The sequence below is a fragment of the Nocardia sp. NPDC059236 genome (genome assembly GCF_042754085.1).
Lineage (GTDB): Bacteria > Actinomycetota > Actinomycetes > Mycobacteriales > Mycobacteriaceae > Nocardia.
Window position 1 is genome coordinate 1 of record NZ_JBHZAF010000112.1, and the last position, 1,073, is coordinate 1,073.

Below are 1,073 nucleotides of genomic sequence, written 5' to 3' on the forward strand. Positions count from 1 at the left end.
CAGCCGCTGTTGTTTACCTTCTGACGCAGCACCGTCGATCGGTAGCAGATCGGCTGTCGCAGCCGGATCGACTGATCCCGAATCGGTCGCCACCAGCGAATTCAGCTTGGCCACCATAACAACCGCAACAGCCTCCATATAACCAGCAGGTCCTGTGGACCATCTGCGGTGACATCGAAATCGCGGTTCTGGCGGTGCAGCCACCACTCGACCGAACAGCGAGTGTCATTGCAGTATAGTTGGAATTCAGGGGCTAATCGTAGGTGACCGCATGGTCGAGGACGACTCCTTCATAACGCACCGGGATACGGCGTTGCCACTGGCCATGGAACTGAGTTCTGTGGGGTTCGAGGATGCCGAGGAGATCGGTCGGGGTGGGTTCGGTGTGGTTTACCGCTGCACGCAGAGTGGTCTGGACCGCGTTGTTGCGGTGAAGGTGCTCACCGCTCAACCGGACGCGGAAGGCCGTGCGCGATTTCTGCAGGAGCAACGGGCAATGGGGCGGCTCACCGGTCACCCGAACATCGTGGGGGTGCTGCAGATCGGTGAGATCTCTGCCGGACGGCCGTATTTGGTGATGCAGTACTACGAACGCGGCTCCCTCGACGCCCGGATCCGCCAGGACGGCTCTCTGCCGGTAGATGAGGTGCTGCGGCTCGGGGTCAAGTTGGCCGGGGCGCTTGAGATGGCACACCGACTCGGCATTGTGCATCACGATGTCAAACCGGCAAACATCCTGTTCACCGACTACGGCGAGCCGGCGTTGGCCGATTTCGGCATCGCCCATGTCGCCGGCGGCTTCCGGACCGCCACTGGAGTCATCCTCGGTTCGCCCGCGTACACTGCCCCCGAGCTCCTCAATAGTGCCCGTCCCACGCCCGCCTCCGATGTGTACGGGCTCGGCGCCACCCTGTTCAGTGCGCTCACCGGTCACGCTGCGTTCGAGCGTCGCAGTGGTGAGCAGGTAGTCGCGCAGTTTCTGCGCATCACTACCGAACCGTTGCCTGATCTGCGCGAGGGTGGGATCCCCGACGATGTGCGTGCGGTCGTCGAGGCGGCGATGTCGCGCGACC

At 62.9% G+C, this 1,073-nt stretch carries 1 protein-coding gene; it reads left to right on the top strand.

Annotated elements, in window-relative coordinates; translation table 11 throughout:
* Positions 1-271: 271 nt before the first annotated feature.
* A partial coding sequence (locus ACFXIV_RS48280) for a serine/threonine-protein kinase (protein WP_379421587.1) occupies positions 272-1,073 on the top strand: 802 nt, incomplete at its 3' end.